Origin of the sequence: Pseudoalteromonas lipolytica, assembly GCF_001306915.1 — a bacterium.
GTDB lineage: Bacteria > Pseudomonadota > Gammaproteobacteria > Enterobacterales > Alteromonadaceae > Pseudoalteromonas > Pseudoalteromonas simplex.
Genome location: NZ_LJTC01000014.1, coordinates 38,693 through 59,056 on the forward strand (window position 1 = coordinate 38,693; position 20,364 = coordinate 59,056).

Annotated in this window: 18 protein-coding genes; 7 read left to right on the forward strand and 11 right to left on the reverse strand. The window is 41.8% G+C overall.

Annotated elements, in window-relative coordinates:
* The first annotated feature begins 51 nt into the window (after positions 1–51).
* A complete protein-coding gene (locus AOG27_RS18210; RefSeq protein WP_054554416.1) occupies positions 52–1,824 on the forward strand; it encodes an ABC transporter transmembrane domain-containing protein in 1,773 nt (590 codons plus the stop codon).
* Between the two features lie 61 nt (positions 1,825–1,885).
* Here AOG27_RS18210 and AOG27_RS18215 read toward each other — a convergent pair whose 3' ends face one another.
* Together AOG27_RS18215 and AOG27_RS18220 are read right to left on the reverse strand one after the other, a co-directional pair.
* Positions 1,886–2,518: an OmpA family protein gene (locus AOG27_RS18215; RefSeq protein WP_054554417.1), complete on the reverse strand. Its 633-nt coding sequence runs from the start codon at positions 2,516–2,518 to the stop codon at positions 1,886–1,888.
* A gap of 80 nt (positions 2,519–2,598) precedes the next feature.
* Positions 2,599–3,378 carry a substrate-binding periplasmic protein gene (locus tag AOG27_RS18220; protein ID WP_161804360.1) on the reverse strand — a complete coding sequence of 260 codons (780 nt, stop codon included), beginning with the start codon at positions 3,376–3,378 and terminating at the stop codon, positions 2,599–2,601.
* Positions 3,379–3,498: 120 nt separating this feature from the next.
* Here AOG27_RS18220 and chrA point away from each other — a divergent pair, with 120 nt between their 5' ends.
* On the forward strand, positions 3,499–4,635 hold the full coding sequence (gene chrA / locus AOG27_RS18225; protein WP_054554418.1) for a chromate efflux transporter: 1,137 nt from the start codon (positions 3,499–3,501) through the stop codon (positions 4,633–4,635).
* Here chrA and AOG27_RS18230 read toward each other — a convergent pair.
* Genes AOG27_RS18230 through speA form a run of 4 tightly spaced genes read right to left on the reverse strand, consistent with a single transcriptional unit; the run spans position 4,632 to position 9,611 of the window.
* Complete coding sequence (locus AOG27_RS18230; RefSeq protein WP_054554419.1) at positions 4,632–5,882, reverse strand: mechanosensitive ion channel family protein; 1,251 nt, start codon at positions 5,880–5,882, stop codon at positions 4,632–4,634. The two genes, chrA and AOG27_RS18230, sit on opposite strands and share 4 nt — an antisense overlap.
* Positions 5,879–6,802: an acetyltransferase gene (locus AOG27_RS18235; RefSeq protein ID WP_054554420.1), complete on the reverse strand. Its 924-nt coding sequence runs from the start codon at positions 6,800–6,802 to the stop codon at positions 5,879–5,881. The genes AOG27_RS18230 and AOG27_RS18235 overlap by 4 nt, the downstream gene beginning before the upstream one ends.
* Before the next feature lie 28 nt (positions 6,803–6,830).
* A complete protein-coding gene (locus tag AOG27_RS18240) occupies positions 6,831–7,709 on the reverse strand; it encodes an acyltransferase (protein ID WP_054554421.1) in 879 nt (292 codons plus the stop codon).
* Positions 7,710–7,730: 21 nt separating this feature from the next.
* Positions 7,731–9,611 (reverse strand): biosynthetic arginine decarboxylase, encoded by a 1,881-nt coding sequence (gene speA / locus AOG27_RS18245; protein ID WP_054554514.1) that lies wholly within the window; start codon positions 9,609–9,611, stop codon positions 7,731–7,733.
* A gap of 198 nt (positions 9,612–9,809) precedes the next feature.
* Between speA and speE the strand changes: the two genes are divergently transcribed.
* Entirely contained in the window at positions 9,810–10,673 is an 864-nt protein-coding gene (speE, locus tag AOG27_RS18250) for a polyamine aminopropyltransferase (RefSeq protein WP_054554422.1), read from the forward strand.
* Positions 10,674–10,722: 49 nt separating this feature from the next.
* On the opposite strand, the gene AOG27_RS18255 is transcribed toward speE, so the two are convergent.
* The 3 genes from AOG27_RS18255 to AOG27_RS18265 form a co-directional block, all read right to left on the reverse strand.
* Positions 10,723–12,324 carry a methyl-accepting chemotaxis protein gene (locus tag AOG27_RS18255; RefSeq protein ID WP_054554423.1) on the reverse strand — a complete coding sequence of 534 codons (1,602 nt, stop codon included), beginning with the start codon at positions 12,322–12,324 and terminating at the stop codon, positions 10,723–10,725.
* A gap of 73 nt (positions 12,325–12,397) precedes the next feature.
* Complete coding sequence (locus tag AOG27_RS18260) at positions 12,398–13,627, reverse strand: hypothetical protein (RefSeq protein ID WP_054554424.1); 1,230 nt, start codon at positions 13,625–13,627, stop codon at positions 12,398–12,400.
* Positions 13,614–14,228, reverse strand: a complete 615-nt coding sequence (locus AOG27_RS18265) for a methylamine utilization protein (protein WP_054554425.1) — start codon at positions 14,226–14,228, stop codon at positions 13,614–13,616. Before AOG27_RS18265 ends, AOG27_RS18260 begins: the two co-directional genes overlap by 14 nt.
* Before the next feature lie 159 nt (positions 14,229–14,387).
* On the opposite strand from AOG27_RS18265, the gene AOG27_RS18270 reads away from it, so the two are divergent.
* Entirely contained in the window at positions 14,388–16,430 is a 2,043-nt protein-coding gene (locus AOG27_RS18270) for a glycoside hydrolase family 97 protein (RefSeq protein WP_054554426.1), read from the forward strand.
* Positions 16,431–16,557: 127 nt separating this feature from the next.
* On the opposite strand, the gene envZ is transcribed toward AOG27_RS18270, so the two are convergent.
* Together envZ and ompR are read right to left on the reverse strand one after the other, a co-directional pair.
* Positions 16,558–17,853, reverse strand: a complete 1,296-nt coding sequence (envZ, locus tag AOG27_RS18275) for a two-component system sensor histidine kinase EnvZ (protein WP_054554427.1) — start codon at positions 17,851–17,853, stop codon at positions 16,558–16,560.
* A 5-nt stretch (positions 17,854–17,858) separates the two neighbouring features.
* Positions 17,859–18,578: a two-component system response regulator OmpR gene (gene ompR, locus AOG27_RS18280; RefSeq protein WP_054554428.1), complete on the reverse strand. Its 720-nt coding sequence runs from the start codon at positions 18,576–18,578 to the stop codon at positions 17,859–17,861.
* 166 nt (positions 18,579–18,744) lie between these two features.
* On the opposite strand from ompR, the gene greB reads away from it, so the two are divergent.
* The 3 genes from greB to AOG27_RS18295 all read left to right on the forward strand — a co-directional run bounded on the left by greB (position 18,745) and on the right by AOG27_RS18295 (position 20,277).
* On the forward strand, positions 18,745–19,227 hold the full coding sequence (greB, locus tag AOG27_RS18285; protein ID WP_054554429.1) for a transcription elongation factor GreB: 483 nt from the start codon (positions 18,745–18,747) through the stop codon (positions 19,225–19,227).
* Between the two features lie 113 nt (positions 19,228–19,340).
* Positions 19,341–19,646, forward strand: a complete 306-nt coding sequence (locus tag AOG27_RS18290; RefSeq protein WP_054554430.1) for a hypothetical protein — start codon at positions 19,341–19,343, stop codon at positions 19,644–19,646.
* Positions 19,647–19,695: 49 nt separating this feature from the next.
* Positions 19,696–20,277: a CBS domain-containing protein gene (locus AOG27_RS18295; protein ID WP_054554431.1), complete on the forward strand. Its 582-nt coding sequence runs from the start codon at positions 19,696–19,698 to the stop codon at positions 20,275–20,277.
* Positions 20,278–20,364: the final 87 nt, after the last annotated feature.

Below are 20,364 nucleotides of genomic sequence, written 5' to 3' on the forward strand. Positions count from 1 at the left end.
TTAGAGCATTGATAACCATATCTATACCCTATTCATCAACAAGAATCTAGCATGTCTACCAATAAAGAAAAGGCCGCATTTAGCAGCCTGTTACCGATTTTAGCTTTTATTAAACCCTATAAATGGGTGGTGTTTGCAGCCCTTGGCGCCTTGCTGCTTACGGCCGGTGTTAACTTATCACTCGGACAAGGCGTTAAATTTGTTATCGACCATGGCTTTATTGCAGGCTCACAAGCTCAGCTTCAACAAGCAGTAATGGTGTTGATTGGTTTAATAAGCTTATTAGCTGTAGGTACTTTTTGTCGCTTTTATTTAATGTCGTGGATTGGTGAGCGAGTCAGTAACGATATCCGTAAAGCCGTGTTTGATCGCATCGTTACATTACACCCGAGCTACTTTGAAGAAAACCGTAGTGGCGAGCTGATGTCGCGCCTGACCACCGACACCACCTTATTGCAATCTATCATTGGTTCCTCTTTTTCAATGGCACTACGTAGTAGTTTAATGCTGATTGGTGGCTTGGCTATGCTACTTATTACCAACCTAAAGCTGACTCTTGTCGTTGTTGCCTGCGTACCAGTAGTATTGGTGCCGATGATGATTTTTGGCCGAAAAGTAAGAAAACTGGCAAGCTCAAGCCAAGATGCCATTGCCGATATCAGCACCTATGCTGGTGAGATCATTCAAAATATTAAAGTAGTGCAAAGTTATAGCCATGAAGAACGTGAAAAAGCAGCATTTAGCGAGGAGACCAACAAGGCGTTTCAAGTAGCGAAGAGCCGAATCAAACAGCGCTCGTTTTTGATTGCAGCGGTGATATTTCTGACCTTTAGTGCTATTAGCGTGATGCTTTGGGTTGGTGGCAGTGACGTATTAGCTGGCACTATGACAGGTGGTGAGCTAGGCGCTTTCGTGTTCTATGCGATTATGGTGGCGATGTCTGTAGCAACCGTTGCCGAAGTGTATGGTGAGCTGCAAAGAGCCGCAGGTGCAGCAGCACGGCTGTTAGAGCTACTTGCCGTTGAAAGCATGATCAAAAGTCCAGATACAAATCATGATGCACAACTTGAAGCAAACAAACTTAATCACCCTGCTATCGAGTTTAATGAGGTATCTTTTCATTACCCTTCAAGGCCAGATAAAGCCGCTTTAAATACGCTGAATTTACAAGTAAAACAAGGTCAAACTCTTGCTATCGTTGGCCCATCGGGGGCTGGTAAAACAACGTTGTTTGAGTTACTGCAGCGCTTTTACGACCCAAGTTCAGGGAGTATTTCGCTGGCAGGAATAAACATAAAAGCACTCTCTCTTGATTGCTTACGCCAGCAAATGGGGATGGTGGCACAAAACCCAATTTTATTTAGCTCAGACGTAATGCATAACATACGTTATGGCAACCCAAGCGCCAGCGACGAGCAAGTATATGCGGCGGCCAAATATGCCCATGCCGATGAGTTTATTAGTCAACTGCCAGATGGTTACCACAGCTTTTTAGGGGAGCAAGGTGTTAGGCTTTCAGGTGGGCAAAAACAACGCATAGTTCTGGCCCGCGCAATATTAAAAGACCCTGCAATTTTATTGCTTGATGAAGCAACCAGTGCACTCGACGCACAAAGTGAGTTTCATGTACAAGCTGCCCTTGAGCATCTAATGAAAGACAGAACAACACTGATCATTGCCCATCGTTTGGCAACGGTTAAACACGCCGATGTGATTGTCGTGATGGATAAAGGAGAAATTATTGCAACGGGTACGCATCAGCAATTGTTTGAGACTAACCCATTGTATAAACAATTGTGCGAATTACAGTTTAATCGAGATTAAGAAGGGAAATGTCAGGTTTGAAAGGGCATATCAAACCTGACCACAAATCTAGATATAAAATCTAACCTTGTGTATTCGGTACGATCTGAATTTCTACGCGGCGGTTTAAAGCTCGGCCATTTGCTGAGTCATTGCTTGCCACAGGGCGTGTTTCACCATAGCCTCGTGTGCTGATACGCGCAGACATAATCTGATGATTCACTAAGTAATCTTTTACGCTTTGCGCACGTTGTTGAGATAACGTCATATTGTAGGTATCTTTACCTGTGCTGTCGGTATGACCTTCTACGCTTAAGTAGGTTTTTTCGTATTTATTCATCACCTTAGCAATCGCATCTAAGGTGCTATGAAAGCCCGACGAAATATAAGATTGGTCAGTTGCAAAAGTAATATTTGATGGCATGACTAGACGAATATTGTCGCCTTCACGAACCACTTCAACACCTGAGCCTGCTAGCTCATCGCGAAATGCTTCTTCTTGCTTATCCATATAATCGCCAACGGCTGCACCTGCTAATGCACCAATAGCCGCACCAATGAAGATACGTTTATCATCGTGGTCGCCAGTTGCTTTACCTAGAACGGCACCTGTAGCAGCACCAATCGCAGCGCCTTTACCTGTATTCGTTGTCTCACAACCTGTCAATAAAACGGCTAATACGCCCACTGTTAAAACTGATTTTGTAAAAGTCATGTGTCTCTCCATGGCAATTATTCAAATTGAATTGTTAACAATTATGAATGAACGTCTATGAACAAACTATGAAGAATGGGTTACTTATCGATTGCTACAGCAGTAACCGGAGGTAAGTTATAACTTTTGACCAATTCTGTTAAACGGCCATTGAGGACTAAGGTATTAAGGCGCTCTTGAATTTTTTCGGCTAAACTCGAGCTTGCAAACTGTTTACTTAGGGCAATGTGACCATAAATAACATCTTTATAGCGATAAGGCATTTTTACAATTTCTTGTGAAGGTCGCTGCAAAAAAACGGAGGCATGATCTGCAGTCTCTTCAACAGCAATCACTAAATCAACACGATTTTTTAATAACATCTCAAAAGCATTATGTTCGCTTAAAGCCTCGATTTTAGTGAGGGTTTTATCAGTGTCGAAGCGGGGAAAATGCGCAGCACCTCGCATTACCGCAATGCGCTTACCGACTAGGTCTTGATAATTGTTTATTTTAAGCTCGCTATCAGCTTTTGCATAAAACACGAAAGAAGACGACAGCATCATATACGGCGGGGTAAGAAACTGCATTTTTTGTTCGCGCGCTTCTGTGCGAATAAGGCCGCCCATCACATCCAGCTCATTTTGCTCAAGCATCTTTAAACAACGAGAAAATGGGCAAGCAACATACTCAAACTTAATTGGTAAGCTAGGTTGCATTTCACGCATAATATCAACAATTGCGCCACTCACTTTACCATCATCAGAAATCATGCCATAAGGGGGCGCATGATCAACAGCCACCAACACTTTCTCATAAGAGTTCGCAGATACTAAGCCACTGAAAAAAAATAACAACAAACTTGCAATGTAGTGTTTCATAGTGATACTCATGACTACGTTCACTGGTTCTGTATATTGTAGACGGCCTTGTGTCATAAAAACCACAAAAATGTCATACAATTTTGTCATAATTGAAAAAAAATTACTGATGGCAAATCAATGTTATTCATCATATTTAAGCAATTCTTTTTATTAGGCTGTATGAGCTTTGGTGGCCCTGCAGCACACCTTGGTTACTTCAAACGCCACTTTGTTGATAATTTAAAATGGCTTTCTGCTGAACGCTATGCCCAACTGATTAGTCTTAGCCAAGCATTACCGGGCCCAGGTTCGAGTCAAGTTAGCTTTGCGATGGGGGTTGAAAAAGGAGGGGTATTGGGTGGCCTGTGCGCTTTTATTGGGTTTACCCTACCCTCATTTTTAATCATGTTTTTTCTGGCTCTAAGCGCTCATCAATTTGGTGATATATACTTTGCAGTAATTGCTGGGCTAAAACTCTTTGCAGTAGTGATTGTTGCCGATGCAACCTATAGCATGGCAATGAGCTTTTGCAAAAACCACTTACATAAACTTATAGCAGTGCTAAGTACTGTTGTATTGATTATTTTCTCACAATTATCGAGCCAAATTTTAGTACTTATTGCAGCAGCGGCTATAGGTTGGTGCTATCCACAACTTAAATTACCTGAAAGCCAAGAGCAAAAATCAGTGAAAATAGCTTGGTTACCACTTGGCTTATTTGCCATCTTGTTATTAATTAGTTTTTTACCTTTCGGTGAATGGCTCTCTTTGTTTGCCCCATTTTATCAAACTGGCGCTATGGTCTTTGGTGGCGGTCACGTTGTGTTACCTATTTTACAAGCTGGTGTACCGAGCCTTGAAACTGAGCAGTTTTTATCGGCTTATGCCAGTGCCCAAGCCATACCTGGACCGATGTTTACTATCGCTACTTATTTAGGCGCACAAGTTACACCAAGCATTCCACTTGTAGGTGCTATTGTCGCGACCATCCTGATTTTCTTACCTGGTTTTTTGTTGATGTTAGCCTTTATGAAAAGCTGGTTACAGTTAGCAGATAAGCCACGCTTTGCAGGCAGTATCGCAGCGCTAAATGCCGCTGTAGTGGGGTTTTTAGCCGCTGCTCTTTATTCACCGATTTGGCAATCGGCAGTGCAAAATCTATGGCAAGTAGCTTTAGTCATTGCAGTATTTACATGGCTAAGAATGGCAAAGCCACCTATTTGGTGGCTTTTGTTAGGCTTTATTACGATTAGCTTATTGATTGGTCAGCTTTAAGCTTTCTCACGTGGAGGATTAGCTACCTTGATACTAGGCTTTAAGCCAGTTTGGGCTTCGCTTGTGCTCAACTGACCCGTAACACTTTGATAAGGTCTAAGCCCAAAAATAGGCAGTACAGCAAGTAGATGATCCATGATCTCTGCTTGCAAGTGCTCGTATGAAATCCAGCGCTTATCCTCACTAAAGCAATAAAACTCAATAGGTAAACCATGATTTATTGGTTGCAGCTCTCGCACCATTAAAGTTAAATCACGATTAATTTTTTCATGTTGCTTTAAGTAACCTTCAGCATAACGTCTAAATAAGCCAAGATTTGTTACTGGGTTAGGTAAATTTGCTACTCGTATGTAGTCATGCAAAGGAATTGCATCATCAATTTGCTCTCGAAAAGCATCATCCACCAAACGAATACTATTCATATCAATGTTTAAAGAACGTTTGATACGACGACCACCTGACTCTTGCATACCACGCCAGTTTTTAAATGACCCTGCAACTAACATGTAAGTTGGAATGGTTGTAATCGTGTTATCCCAGTTACGCACTTTTACTGTATTTAAACCAAGGTCGATAACTTCACCGTCTGCGCCATAGCTATCCACTTGGATCCAATCACCGTAAGTTACTAGTCGATTTGCCGCAATTTGAATACTGGCGACAAACCCTAAAATAGTATCTTTGAATACGAGTAAGGTTACCGCCGCTATCGCACCAAAACCGGAAAGAATATAAGTCGGTGATTTCTCAAGTAGAATACTCACAATGAGGATTGCACAGACCATAAAGGTGATAAGTTTTACAACTTGGATCAAGCCCTGAATCGGAATATCGCGCGCAAAATCAAGCTGGTTATAAATACCACCAGCAATGCTCACCACACTACTTAAAATGAAGCCACCGTAAATGATCAGTGCAATTTGACCTACCGTTTTAAGTACTAATGCAGCGACATCATGAACTGGATAAACATAATCGAAGGTCGCTAAATAAAGTACACAGCACAATATCCCTGCAAAACGACGGTTTAACTTATTGAGCATAGGTGTGAGCGCACCAATACGCTCAGGAGACAGGCGTGTAACAACCTTTTGAATACCCGGTAGTAATAAGCGACGGGTAAACATGTAAATTATTAGTAATGAGCCAACGCCGATAGCTGTAGCGGTTAATGCACTTATTAGCGCCGCGTCTGGCATTGATTCAAACCAAGGCATCACCAACTCTTGTAGGTGAGTTTGCTTCATGGCGCTTCAATCTCCTTATTGATGGTAGCAAGGTACTCAGCTTGCTGAGCTTGGTGATAAGTTAGTAGCTGAGCATCTTTTTGTAACCACAACTCATTAATATGTTGTTGGAAAGCCGTTCTAAATGCACGGTCATGCTGATAATCACCAATCATCTCTGCGCTAATTGCTTGCACTTGCACTTCAACTTTAATCACGTTTAAACGGCCACGCATCAGGTTACGGCAAATATGGTCGCCCTCCCCCTGATAAATAATCGAGGTATTTAATAATGCATCAAATTGCTCACCTAACACCTCAAGAGCAAATGCTATACCGCCTGCTTTGGGCTTTAAAAGGTAAGTAAACGGACTATTTTGCTTACTGTGCTTTTGACTTGTAAAGCGCGTGCCTTCAACAAAGTTAATGATTGTTGTTGGGTGATTACGAAAATCACGGCAGCTACGTTTGGTGCGCTCAACATCAAGCCCTTTCAGCTTAGGATTTTTTGCCAGTTGCGCTTTGCTCACCCGCTTCATAAAAGGCATACCCATAGCCCATGCGCCAGTGCCAATGAATGGCACATACTTCAGCTCATCTTTTAAGAAAAACTTTGGCGCGGGTAAAACATCGATTGCACTCAGAACAACAATGTCTAGCCAGCTCATATGATTAGAGATAAGTAAGTACCAACCATCTGTAGTAACTTTACCTTTAATATCAATTTCAATTACTGGGCAACCTAACCACAAGGCAAAGCGGTTACCTTTACACCAACCGCGATAAGCTAAATGAAGAATATCGCTAACCACCTTAAATGGCAGTAGTAACTTAAGCACACCAAACAGCAGCACCAGCGTGCCCCAAATAATCACATTAGCAAACAAGACAATACTAACTAGAACGCCTGTTAACCAATTTGGTAAAAATTTCTTTAACATATGTGTGCTCTCGACTGCGTTAGCAATACTACTGCGTTTTAGCTTCTAATTCGGCTAACTGTTGATTTTTTTCTTCCCAAATTCGATTTAGCTCAGCTTGAAAATTTACTCTAAACTCTGCATCGCCCGTATAATCCCCAATCAAATTTGGACTCACTTCCATCACTTCTACTCGCACATCGACTTGCTTTACTCGACCACTAGCAAAGTCCACAAAGCTAGGAATACCACCAGGGTAATGAATGGTTACATTCACTACTTTGGAAATTTGTTCACCCATTGCTTGCATAACAAACGCAACCCCGCCCGCTTTTGGCTTTAATAGGTGCTCAAAAGGACTATTTTGGCGAGAATGCTTTTGCTCAGTAAAACGCGTACCTTCAACAAAGTTAACAATACTCACTGGCATTTCTTTAAACTTTTCACAGGCTTTGCGCGTGGTTTCTAAGTCTTTGCCACGCAATTTAGGGTTTTTCTTTAACTGGGCTTTACTCGTACGAGTCATGAATGGGAAATCCAACGCCCACCATGCAAGACCCAAGAAAGGAACGTATATCAGCTCTTTTTTCAAGAAAAAGTTTAAAAACGGAATACGGCGATTAAACAGACGTTGCATAACAACGATATCGACCCAGCTTTGATGATTCGCGATCACCAAGTACCAGTCTTTCGCTTTTAACTGCTCAAGACCTGTCACGTTCAGATTATATGAAGCAAATATGTTTTGGTTGATGCTGTTGCAACTCACCCACATAGTGGCGCATTGCTTAGCAATCCAACTCATTAATTTTTGCAATGGCTTGATTGGAATAAGCTTTATGAGGCCACAAATAAAAATAGGCACAAACCAAAAAAGGGTATTGAGGGTGTAAAATAAAAAACTGAACACACAACGGATCATCGACATTACTACTTATTCCTTTAACGCTTAATCTTCAAAATACGTATAGCCAGCAAGGCCTGCATTTAGTTCTGATAAATATTGTGCCTTAGATTGCTCATCAATTGCCAGTGAGTTGACCCGTTTTGCAAAGTTTTCAGCAAGAATCTCGCTATCATAATCAACAAACTTTAATACGTCCTTAACACTGTCACCTTTAATGGCATTAGTTAGTTGATAGCCTGCTTCTGTAAGCTCAACATGCACTGAATCTGTATCGCCGAACAGGTTATGTAAATCACCTAAAATCTCTTGATACGCACCCACTAAAAACATTGCAATATGGTATTGCTGACCTTGCTTGTACTCTGGAATAGGTAAGCTGCTCTCTATGCCTGTGCCTTCGACATAATCACGAATTTGCCCATCTGAGTCACAGGTAATGTCTTGAATAATGGCGCGCTGTGTTAATGGCTGATGCAAGTTTTCAACTGGCATGACAGGGAATAACTGCCCAATCCCCCAGACATCGGGGAGTGACTGAAATAATGAGAAGTTAACGAAGAGCTTATCGGCAAGTTTCTCGTTTAAATCGTCTAACACTTCTCGATGTGAACGGGCATTCTCACTAAGTGATGCACGAACACGATGTAAAATTGTGAAATACAACTGCTCGAGCTTCGCCCACTCAAGCATAGTGAGTAGGCCATGCACATATTGGTCATGGGCTTCACTGAATAGATGCATTGCATCATGATAAATTTCCAACGCCATACGCGGTGTTAAACGCTGTAAACACTGCCACATTTCATCTAGTACCAATACACTGCCTGCCTCTGGCGCCGTTGGATTTGCATGGTTTGGCGCACGCTCAACATCAATAACATCTGTAATTAATACCGCGTGGTGCGCTGTTAACGCACGGCCTGACTCGGTAATAATGGCAGGGTGTTTAAGGTCATGTTGCTGACACACTTCAGCAAACGCATTAACTACATTACGCGCATATTCTTCAACACTGTAGTTCATTGAACACGAACTACGTGACCCAGAGCCTTCGTAATCAACACCTAAACCGCCACCGACATCCACGGTATTAAGTGGTACGCCTAACTGTGTTAACTCTGCAAAGTGACGAGCACATTCACGCAGTGCGCGATGAATATCGCGGATATTGGCAATTTGCGAGCCGATGTGGAAATGCACTAGTTGCATTAAATGAAGTTTATTGCGTGATTTAAGCAGCTCAACCGCAGATAGCACTTGCCCTGCTGTTAAACCAAACTTACCTTTTTCGCCACCGGTATTCTGCCATTTCCCCTTACCAACCGAGTTTAAGCGAATACGAATCCCAATTGATGGCTCGATGCCTAGATCATCAATTTCTGCCAATAGAGTAGTTAGCTCAGAAAGTTTTTCTACAACAATATGAACCTTATGACCCATGCCTTGGCCAATACAGGCTAAGCGTAAAAACTCACTGTCTTTATAACCATTACAAACGATGGTAATTGGCTCTTGTGCTACACCTAAAATAGCCATCAGCTCAGGTTTTGAGCCGGCTTCAAGGCCCACTAAACCACTTGGGTGAGCAAGTAGTTTACTGACCACAGAACGCTGTTGATTAACTTTAATTGGATAAACACAGGTATAACTACCTTGGTATTCACGGGCATTTCGTGCTTTGGTAAATGCGCTAGTCAGCGTTTCAACGCGATTTTGTAAGATATCGGTAAAACGCACTAAAACAGGTAGGGTAAGACCTTGCTTTTTAAATTGCTCAGTCAGTTCAGATAAAGACACCGCGGCTTTAGTTTGATCGCCATCAGGGTAAGCCACCAGCTCACCTTGTGCGTTAATGTCAAAGTAACCGTCACTCCAGTGAGCAACATTGTATGTTTCGCGTGCTTTATCTAAACCCCAAGTCATGGCAATGTCTTCTGTAAATTCATTAAATATAAACGCACATTTTAATACGCTAGGGCTGACCACGCTAACAAAAATTGCGCTGTATGCCAAAGTGATAAAAAATATTCGCTATACTGATTAAAATTTGATTGAGCAATTAGCCAAGCACTGGCAGAATTGCACCCCTTTTTTACCATTAACCAAAAGTGTATAAGCAAGATGGCTAATTTAGATCAAAATAACTGGTTCACTGAAATTAGTGACCGTGATGGTAGTGCCTTTTCATTACGCATTACTAAAAAGCTTGATGAACAGCAATCGCCATTTCAAAAAGTAGAAATGTACGAAACAACTGACTTCGGTAATCTGATGATTATTGACGGTTGCACTATGGTAAGTAGCCGTGAAAACTTTTTTTACCACGAGATGATCAGCCATCCGGCATTGCTTGCACACCCAAATCCAAAAAATGTTGTGATCATTGGTGGTGGTGACTGCGGTACTTTACGCGAAGTATTAAAACACCCAAGTGTTGAAAACGTAACGCAAATTGATATCGACGAAGTCGTGACACAAATGTCACTTAAATACTTCCCTGAGCTGTGTGAATCAAATCAAGATCCGCGTGCTACAGTGATGTTTGATGACGGCATCAAGTACATGCGCGAAGCAGCCCCAGAATCAATCGATGTAGTAATTGTTGATGGTACAGATCCAGTTGGCCCAGGCGAAGGTTTATTTAACCACGCTTTCTATACCAGCTGTTTAACTGCACTTCGCCCGGGTGGCATCTTAATTCAACAAAGTGAATCGCCACTTATGCACATGCCACTTTTAGTTGAAATGCGTGATGCAATGACTGAAGTGGGCTTTGTTGACTTACAAACGCTGCCTTTCCCACAACCAATTTATCCAAGTGGTTTATGGTCTGTAACGCTTGCTCGTAAGTCAGAAGCGTTCGCTGGTTTTCGTGAAGATGATGCCAATAAACTTGCGCAAAGCACTGAATACTATAATGCAGGTATTCACCACGGTGCATTAGCCACACCTAATTATATGAAACGTGCTTTCGAGAAAAAGTAAGCGTTTTGACTAAATGAAAAAAGGGCTCATTGAGCCCTTTTTTGTTGTATTAAACCTTAAATCTATTAACTAGCTGATTCAGTTCGTCAGTAAGCTGATTCATACGGTTAGCGACCTCTTGTGTTGAACTCGCTAACCCGCCTCCATGTTGGGTTTGATCGTTTAGATCAGACAGGTTTTGACTAATTTCATCTGCCACAGCAGTTTGCTCTTCAGTTGCTTGTGCTGTTTGCATCGCCATATCATTTACTTTGACCGATGATTCTTGCATCGAGTTAAGTATATCGTTAGTTTGGGTAAACGACTCTACTGCTTCATCAGCAAAACGCTTACCACTATTAATCGCCTGTAAGGATTGCTCAACACTGGCTGCAAATTGCTCAACCATAGTTTGAATATCATTAGTGCTTTCTTGGGTCCGAGTTGCTAGGGTGCGAACCTCATCTGCAACCACCGCAAAACCTCGCCCTTGCTCACCAGCTCGCGCAGCTTCAATTGCAGCATTGAGTGCAAGTAAGTTAGTTTGCTCAGCTATAGCGCGAATAACTTCAAGCACTTTAGCAATGTTGTCTGAGCTTTGTTGCAGTTCAGTGGAACGTTGGCTGGCATGTTCCATATTATCTGACAAGGCAACAATTTTTCGACTCGAGTTATCAACCGCAGCCAAGCCTTGTTTAGCCAGTTGCTGTGAGTTGTCAGCTTCATGGGATGAGTTTTGTGCCACACCTGCAACCTCACGACTTGCAACGCTCATTTCATGTACTGCACTAACTATTGATTCAGATGCTTGGCTAAGCTTTTGATTTATTTGATGGTTCTGATTAGCAAAATTATCAAGGTCACGACCTAAATTATGCAGCTCTTTAGCCTGTCCAAGTATGTCTTTGATAAGTTGTTGTAGGTTATCTAAAAACCCGTTAAAAGCCGTCGCAAGTTCTGCAAACTCGTCTTGTGTTTTTACATTGATACGGCCTGTTAAATCACCATCTCCCGACGCAATCTCATTAATTCGCTCTGTCACAAAGTTAATCTGCTTCGTGAGTTGTCGAGGTACATAATAGCTAAACCAACCAGCGACAAGTAAAACGATAGCGATCATTATCATTAGTTTAACTTTAAAGCTGATAACACCATCCATTAACTTCTCAGTTTCAGATTTTGATGTTTTATCTGCTGCTTCGCCTGCTTTATCTAAAATATCCCTCAGTGCTGAAAATGTTTGTTCAGCAATCTGCTTTTTTTCACTGTTTTGTGGGTCATTAATAAAGTTTTTTGATGCCGAATACCATGAATCAAATGCGCTATCAAAATGACGGAACCGGTCGACTACCTCGGTGTAAGGTGACATGTAAGACAAGTATTGCCCAAAGCGCTCTTTAACTTGATCGGCATTTTCTTGATGTTCATTTAGATAAGTTTTATCTGTGTTACTGCTTGTAACAAGAGTAAGCTCGGCAACCTTTGCTTGGTAAATATCTCTATCAGCATTAACAACGACCGAAATCGCATTCAAAAATCGTTCTGATTGCGCGTCAACAGCTTGTTTTTGCAAACTGATAAGATAAGTGTAGCCTGCAATTAGAATAAGAATGGCAATGCCTAACAAAATAATCGGTAGGGAACTTTTAACGCGAATGCTTTGTAAATTCATACATTTTCCTAATTAAAAATCGAAACCAGCATGCTTATTGAATCTTAGCTGAAAAATATAAAACTGTATGAAATTAAAAGTGCCAACTCGCTGAAAGCTGAAATTGCTGCTGCGAGTTATGCTCATTAAATCCCATACCTGGTCTGTTTTGAGCGTCACTGCTCAGCACTGAATATTCAGCACCTACTTGCCACTTGGTTGACAGTTGATAACGCCAACTTGCGGTTAAAGCTTCTCCACGACTTTGGTTAGGATCAAATTGCCAATCATCATGATCGCTAACCTTGAAATAATCATACCTAATTGTGAGACGATGCTGGTCTAACTTGTGGCTTAATAAAACAAAATGGCTATAAAAATCATTGTCTACCCCACGATTTGTGCCCATCGCAGTTTTACCATCAAGGAGCTGTACAATAATGCGTGTTTGCTTATTAAACTTATACAACCATGCCGCGCTTAAAAAGCGTGTATCCCACGCATATTGACCAGTACGGGTATTCAAAGCACCTGGATCGCCATTGTTGTCATAATAATAGACACGTAATTGTGATTTTTTTTGATAATCCCAATGAGCGCCAACGTAATAGCCAAAACGCCCATCTACTTCTTCGAAAGGCTGCACGTGCTCGGCTTGCTTATCTAGCTGCGACCATTCAAATGAACGTGGAACAGCAAAATCAATTTGTTCATTGAACGTAGTCTGCCTGTCATGCATAGCAAAGCCACGCCATGACAGCAACGTCCCAGCAGGATCGTTGCCTTTAAAAACCGCAGCAAAGCCTTCAAAACTATGATTACTTCTAAATTGCCTACCTGGGCGCTTAATGTTTGCCTCTAAACCAAAGGCCCGCACTTCTTCGCCAATCCAAGTATTAATCGCAGAATTAGTGTAGTTATAAGGTGACATCCAGCCATTTTGCGGGTTCTCAAGCGACATTTTGGGATAAAAGCCACCTCCTTTCACTGTCCATTTATAACGACTAGCTGTAAGAGGCTGATATTGCAAATAAGCCTGAGTTAAACCAACTGTTAGTTCTGGATCAGGATGAACGTTAAGTACTGTGTGCGCAGACCAATCGCTATTTAACTCAAAACGACTACTCAGCATAGCTTGGGATATCACAACACCATCATGCTCTTGGTCATAACGGTATAAGCCAATTCCTTTACGCTGATAGCTCGCTAGTTGGTCACCACGCACAGCCGAAACAGTTACCAGCCCATCATGCTCAGCATATACCACTGCAGGCAACCCAAAAACACTCGCCAATAGCAAGGCTTGCCATTTATTCATAGTCATCAAACTCGTCACTGCTTAGTTCTAATTTTGGTAATAAGTTTTGCTTTAACTGATAGCTCAACGACTTTGCATTGTTCGTTATCTCGATAGTTTCTGGTGTACTGATATCATTAAAGCGGTCATGCCAAACAGCCAAAGTAAACTTACTTTCAGGTAAGCTTAATTCAACCATACCTTGATCATCTGTTTGCCCATAGATCCCACCATCGACGACCACAATGTAACCCAGCATCCAGTCATGAATGTTACAGCCAAGCTCAACAACCCCCGATTGTGCAAAGTTAATCGGTTTTTCGGGTTTATCATGGTAAAGCTTTAACTCAAATTGCTTTGTTTTAGAAAATGAATAAACGTGGTGCATGATTGAATCAAGGTTAGGAAATTCAACATTTGCCCCTTGTGGCACTGCCAGCACATGAGGCACAAAGGCACGTTCTTTTTGGCTCATGGTATAGTGACTATCAGCAACAGCAAGCTGTTTTGAACCTTTGAGCCAAACCACGGCATTCTTGACTGGCTGATTCTGCTTATCAACTATCTGTATTTGCTGTGCCAATAAACTTTGACTAAACAATAGTAGCAACAGGGTTATTCTTATCATTTTGCTTAACCTTTTTAGGTGCAGGGCTGATATCGCAGCGTTCACTTTGTTGAATACGTATGCAGATCTCTCGTATTAACCGGCAAGTCACTTTATGCTTTAAGGATGTATGTGAATACGTGACAACAATCCATAACCATAAGCCGCCAAGGAACAATAATGCGATTAACTGCCTTAATGTTAGCAGCCTTTTCAGGTACTTGCCTAGCACAAACCACAACCGTCAGTTCACCTGATGGGCAGATCAAAGTAACTATCTCAGATGAGCAACACACACCTAGCTACGAAATCAGCTTTGCAGGTAAACAAGTCATTGCTAACTCTTCGTTAGGCCTTGTTTTTAAACAACAACCAGCAATGAGCGAAGGTTACAAAATTAGCAGTCAAACCACTGATTCGGTAAAAAGCAGCTGGGAGCAACCTTGGGGTGAGCGCCAAACAGTAGTTGATAACCATAACGAAGTCGCTGTTACTTTTAAAAAACCACAACCACAAGGTGGCACGTTTACGGTACGTTTTCGCGCTTTTAATGATGGTGTAGGTTTTCGATACGAATTACCAAAACAAGCTGGCTATGATGATGTAGAAATCACTAAAGAACTTACAGAGTTTGCTATTACAGACTCATCAGATGCAACGGCTTGGTGGATCCCCGCGCGTGGTTGGAACCGATATGAATATGTTTATAACACCACCCCACTTCATAAAGCAGCACTTGTACACACACCATTTACTATAAAAAATAAAGAGGGTGTGCATATTAGTATTCACGAAGCTGCCCTTGTTGATTATGCAGGCATGGTGTTAAATCAACGTCGTGATGGTACCTTCCAAGCCGATTTAACACCTTGGTCAGACGGTGTAGCGGTTAAAAAGCACGGCGCATTTAATACTCCTTGGCGTACAATTCAAATTGGTGATGAAGCCGTTGATTTAATCAACTCAGATATCATCTTAAACCTAAATGAGCCAAATAAGCTGGGTGATGTATCTTGGGTTAAACCGGGTAAATACGTAGGTATTTGGTGGGGTATGCACATCAATGAAAATACTTGGGGTAGCGGTAAAATTCATGGTGCAACCACTGCAAACACGAAATATTACATGGACTTCGCTGCTAAATATGGCTTCGATGGCGTGCTAGTCGAAGGCTGGAATATTGGCTGGGATGGCGACTGGTTCTATAACGGTGACGTTTTTAGCTTTACACAACCTTATGACGACTTTGATATTGAAGAGCTGACACGTTACGGCAAAGAAAAAGGCGTACAATTAATCGGTCACCACGAAACGTCGGGTAACGTGACCAACTACCGTAACCAAATGGAAGATGCATTTGCGTTATACGAAAAATCAAATGTAAGCCAAGTTAAAACAGGTTATGTCGCTGACGGTGGTAACATCAAGCGTATCGATGAAAATGGTATTGTACGCAAAGAGTGGCACGATGGTCAGTTCATGGTTAATGAATACCTACACAACGTAAAACTTGCTGCAAAACATAAAATTAGTATCAACACGCATGAGCCTGTGAAAGATACCGGCCTACGTCGTACATACCCGAACTGGATTGCTCGTGAAGGTGCCCGTGGTCAAGAGTTTAACGCATGGGGTACACCGCCGAACCCACCAGAGCATATTCCAATGCTAGCTTTCACGCGAATGCTTGCAGGCCCAATGGACTTTACGCCAGGTATTTTTGATATGGGCTTTAACGGTTTAGGTGCTGATACCAACCGCCCACAAACAACCCTAGCGAAGCAATTAGCGCTATACGTTGTAATGTACAGCCCAATTCAAATGGCGGCAGATTTACCACGTAATTATTTAGCGAAGCCAGATGCATTCCAGTTTATTCAGGATGTACCAACTGATTGGCAACAAAGTATTGCACTACAAGGTGAAGTTGGCGATTTCGTTGTATTTGCACGTAAAGAACGCAAGCGTGATCAATACTCAGGTAACGACTGGTATCTAGGTGCTGTTACAGACGAAAAAGCCCGCACTTTAGAAGTGAAGTTAGACTTCTTAGATAAAGGTAAAAAGTTTGAAGCGCAAATCTACCGTGACGGTGACAAAGCTGAATGGGTAAATAACCCTTACGACTTAAAAGTAGAAAAACGCATAGTGACTGCTGATGATAAGCTAACGTTAAAGCTTGCCACCAGCGGCGGCACAGCGATTCGTTTTAAAGCAATCTAAGCTAAAAGCTGAAAGTTTTAAGCTTCAAGTAAAAAAGAGCGCGGCATTTGATGTCGCGCTTTTTTATTGCCATAAAAAAGCAGCCCACTCGGGCTGCTTAAAACTTATAGCTTAAAGCTAAATACTTTTAAAAAGGCAAATAAATTTGTGCGCTAAGGCCACCTTCTGGGCGATTAAGTAGTTGTACTCGGCCGCCGTGCATATCGACAATACGTTTAATAATCGCAAGGCCTAAGCCACTGCCTTCGCTACCGCGAGCGGCATCACCTTGTTTAAACGGTTCAAATACAGTTTCAAGTTCGCTTTCAGGGATCCCCGGGCCATGATCGTTAACCACGACTATGGCAAACTTTTTATTACTGCTCACGCGGGTTTCAACCTCTATATCACCATCTGAATAGCGAATTGCGTTTTCAATCATATTAGTAACAACACGCTTTATTGCCACCATACTCACTGGCACTTCACTTAAGCTCGGATTCTCTTTAAAGGTAATAGTGCGGTGATGTTTTTGTTCAGCTTCGACAACTTCTGACACAATCGCGTTTAAGTCTTCTAGCTCAAGTTCTTCACGTTTGTGGTGGCGTAAATACTCAATGAATTGGTCGATAATGGCATTCATGTCTTCAATATCATGAATGATCCCTTCACGCAGGTAATCTTCATCGTCCGACATCATTTCGGTGGCAAGGCGAATTCGTGTAAGCGGCGTGCGCAAGTCATGAGAAACACCTGCCATTAATAACCGACGGTCGTTCTCAAGAGCTGCAATACCACGCGACATTTGGTTAAACGCACGGGTTACTTCAATGACTTCTGTAGAACCTTGTTCTTCTAATTTGGTAGAAAAGTCACCTACCCCTACTTTAACAGCGGCTTGTTGCAGTGCTTTTAAAGGTCTATTTAGATGGCGGGCAAACAACCAACCACCGAGCACACTTAAAAAGCCAATACTCGATAAATAAAAGGTTAAGAATTTTAGGTTGTTTTCTTGCAGGCCGGTGAGCGGCACGCGTACCCAATAACCCGGTGCTTGTGGAGCTTCAACCCAATAAACAAGTGGGTCGGTTTGGCTAATACGTACCCGAGCAGAACCATTGAGCTCTTTCGACATGCTTCGCGATAGCATTGAGTACTCACGAGTTTCAGCCAAACCCTGACTCATTGCTTGGCGCTGGGTCATGACCTCGATGCCGGTGATCTCAAAAAACTTGTCTGAGGCTTCCTTGCTTACCTCAACCCCTTCTTCCCATTCAATAAACACGGTTTTCACCTGTTTAGATAGGATCAGGTTTACTTGTTCTATAGTTGGTTTAACAACATAAAAACTGACCGTGATATAAGAGACAATTTGATTGATTAACAGCAGGGCTGCAACCAAAAATACCGTTTGTCCAAACGCACTACGTGGAAACATGCCCATTACTGTTATTTTTCACCGTCTGGCACAAATACGTAGCCTAAGCCCCATACTGTTTGTATATAACGCGGGTTAGCGGCATCAACTTCGATCATCCGGCGTAAGCGTGAAACCTGCACATCGATACTGCGCTCAAGCGCACTGTAATCACGACCGCGCGCTAAGTTCATCAGTTTATCGCGACTAAGCGGTTCACGAGGATGAGTCACTAATGCTTTTAATACCGCAAACTCACCACTGGTTAACGACATTGTTTTATCACCATGGCTCATTTCGCGGGTCGCAAGGTTTAGTGTGAAGTCACCAAAGCTAATTTCGTTTTCTTCGGCAGCAGGCGCACCTGGCACTTCTTTCGCACGACGACGTAAAATTGCTTTAATACGCGCTAACAGTTCACGTGGGTTGAATGGTTTAGGAATGTAATCATCAGCACCAAGCTCTAAACCGATTATACGGTCAACTTCATCGCCTTTGGCTGTAAGCATTACAATTGGAATGTCATTTTCTTTTTGGCGTAAACGACGGCAAATTGATAACCCATCTTCACCTGGCAACATTAAATCTAATACAATCAAGTGGAAGTTCTCGCGCTCTAATAAGCGATCCATCTGCTCTGAATTTGCTGCTGAGCGAACAATAAAGCCTTGTTCTACAAGGTAACGCTCTAGCAAACTACGTAAGCGCATATCGTCATCAACAACCAATACTTTTGTCGTTTCGTGTCCCATAACTTTCATTCTTTTTGTAATATGTTACTTATTAATATAAATGAAAAAGTTAAGAATAAAAAACGAATTACGCGCTTAGATTGTTACTGAACATTTCAAAATCCGACTCGACAAAGGTAAAAGACTTTTATACCTTGCGGCTGGTTTTCTTTTTAGGCTGAATAAAATGGCAAAGACAAATTTAATAACCCGAGAAGGGTATCAGCAATTACAACAAGAACATGACTACTTATGGCATGAAAAGCGCCCTGAAATTACCAAAATTGTGACTTGGGCAGCAAGCTTGGGCGACCGTTCTGAAAACGCAGATTATCAGTTTAATAAGCGTGTTTTACGACAGATAGATCGACGTGTGCGCTATCTTCGTAAACGCATGCCAGATCTTAAAATTGTTGACTACAACCCGCAACAAGCAGGTAAAGTGTTTTTTGGTGCTTGGGTCGAAATTGAGAATGAACAAGGCGATACAAAGCGTTTTCGCATTGTCGGCCCCGACGAAATTTACGAACGCAAAGATTACATTTCGATTGATGCACCTATGGCTCGAGCGCTCCTTGGCAAACAGGTAGATGATGATTTTTCAGTGATCACGCCTGAAGGCGCAAAAGAATGGTATATCAACGAGATAACTTATCCTGATGCAAACTAATTTTCCCTGAAAATTCAGAAAGCGTTAATTAGTGATTGTTTAGTCTAAAAATGTGATCTATAACTAAAGGTACTCAAGATAAATCATTACTTGAGTTTTAGAAGGTAGTAAGTATGTCAAACGCAATACAACGCATAATGAGTAATGCCATTGTATTCGCACTATTAATTAGTGTGAGTTTGATATCTTACGCCAGTGATATAGAAAGCCACTCAGACAGTGTTACGCCAACTGCTCATTTTATTGCGTGTGATAGTGCAGACCCTGCTAACTTAGATACCGACCTCGATAAACATACTCCTGCGTTCATCACTAATGTAGCCCAACCACTGCAAGATGCGCCTGTTGTTTCGTATGTTCCCCCTTGTAATAAGGTGTCTGTTTATAGCGCGCACCAGCGAGGACCACCTGCTTTTTAATTAACTCAAATTTTCTATTTCAGTTTTATTAAAATGTATGGTGATCAAAATGAATAAATTCAAAGAATTACGTCTTCAAGACATTTCTAATGGTGCTTTATCTAATACTGTAAACGAAGTTGAACCAACCCTCGACTTAACTTCTCCAGCGCTAAAAGTATTAAATAGCTTTACAAGCAAAGACCCTGTGCGAGCACATCATGATTTGAGTATTGTCGATGCACTTAAACAAACCAGCAGTCGTTGTTCTGACTTTATTTTAGTCGTAGATAATGACGAAAAGCTTATTGGTATTACTTCAAGTGCTGACTTACAAAGCTCTAAAATCATGATTCTTGCTCAGCGCCTCAATTTACATCGCAATGAAGTTACTTTGCAGCATGTAATGACACCACTTAGCAGCTTAGCTGGTGTAAGCTTACAAAGTATTAGCTATGCATGCATTGGCGATGCACTGCAAACTATGGAACACCAAGGTATGATGTTCCTTTTAGTAACCAGCGCTGAACATGAAATTTGTGGTTTGATTTCAGCCCGTGAAATTGCTAAAAAATTACATATTCCTGTTAATATCAACCCAATTGCTAATGGCTTCAGCGAAGTATTACAGCAGGTTGATCACCCGCACTAAGCGTTAAAACCCGCGTTGTGTAAGACTATTTTTGCAGGCCTTAAAAGCAGTGCTTTTAAGGCCTTCTTATTGTGATATTATTCAGGC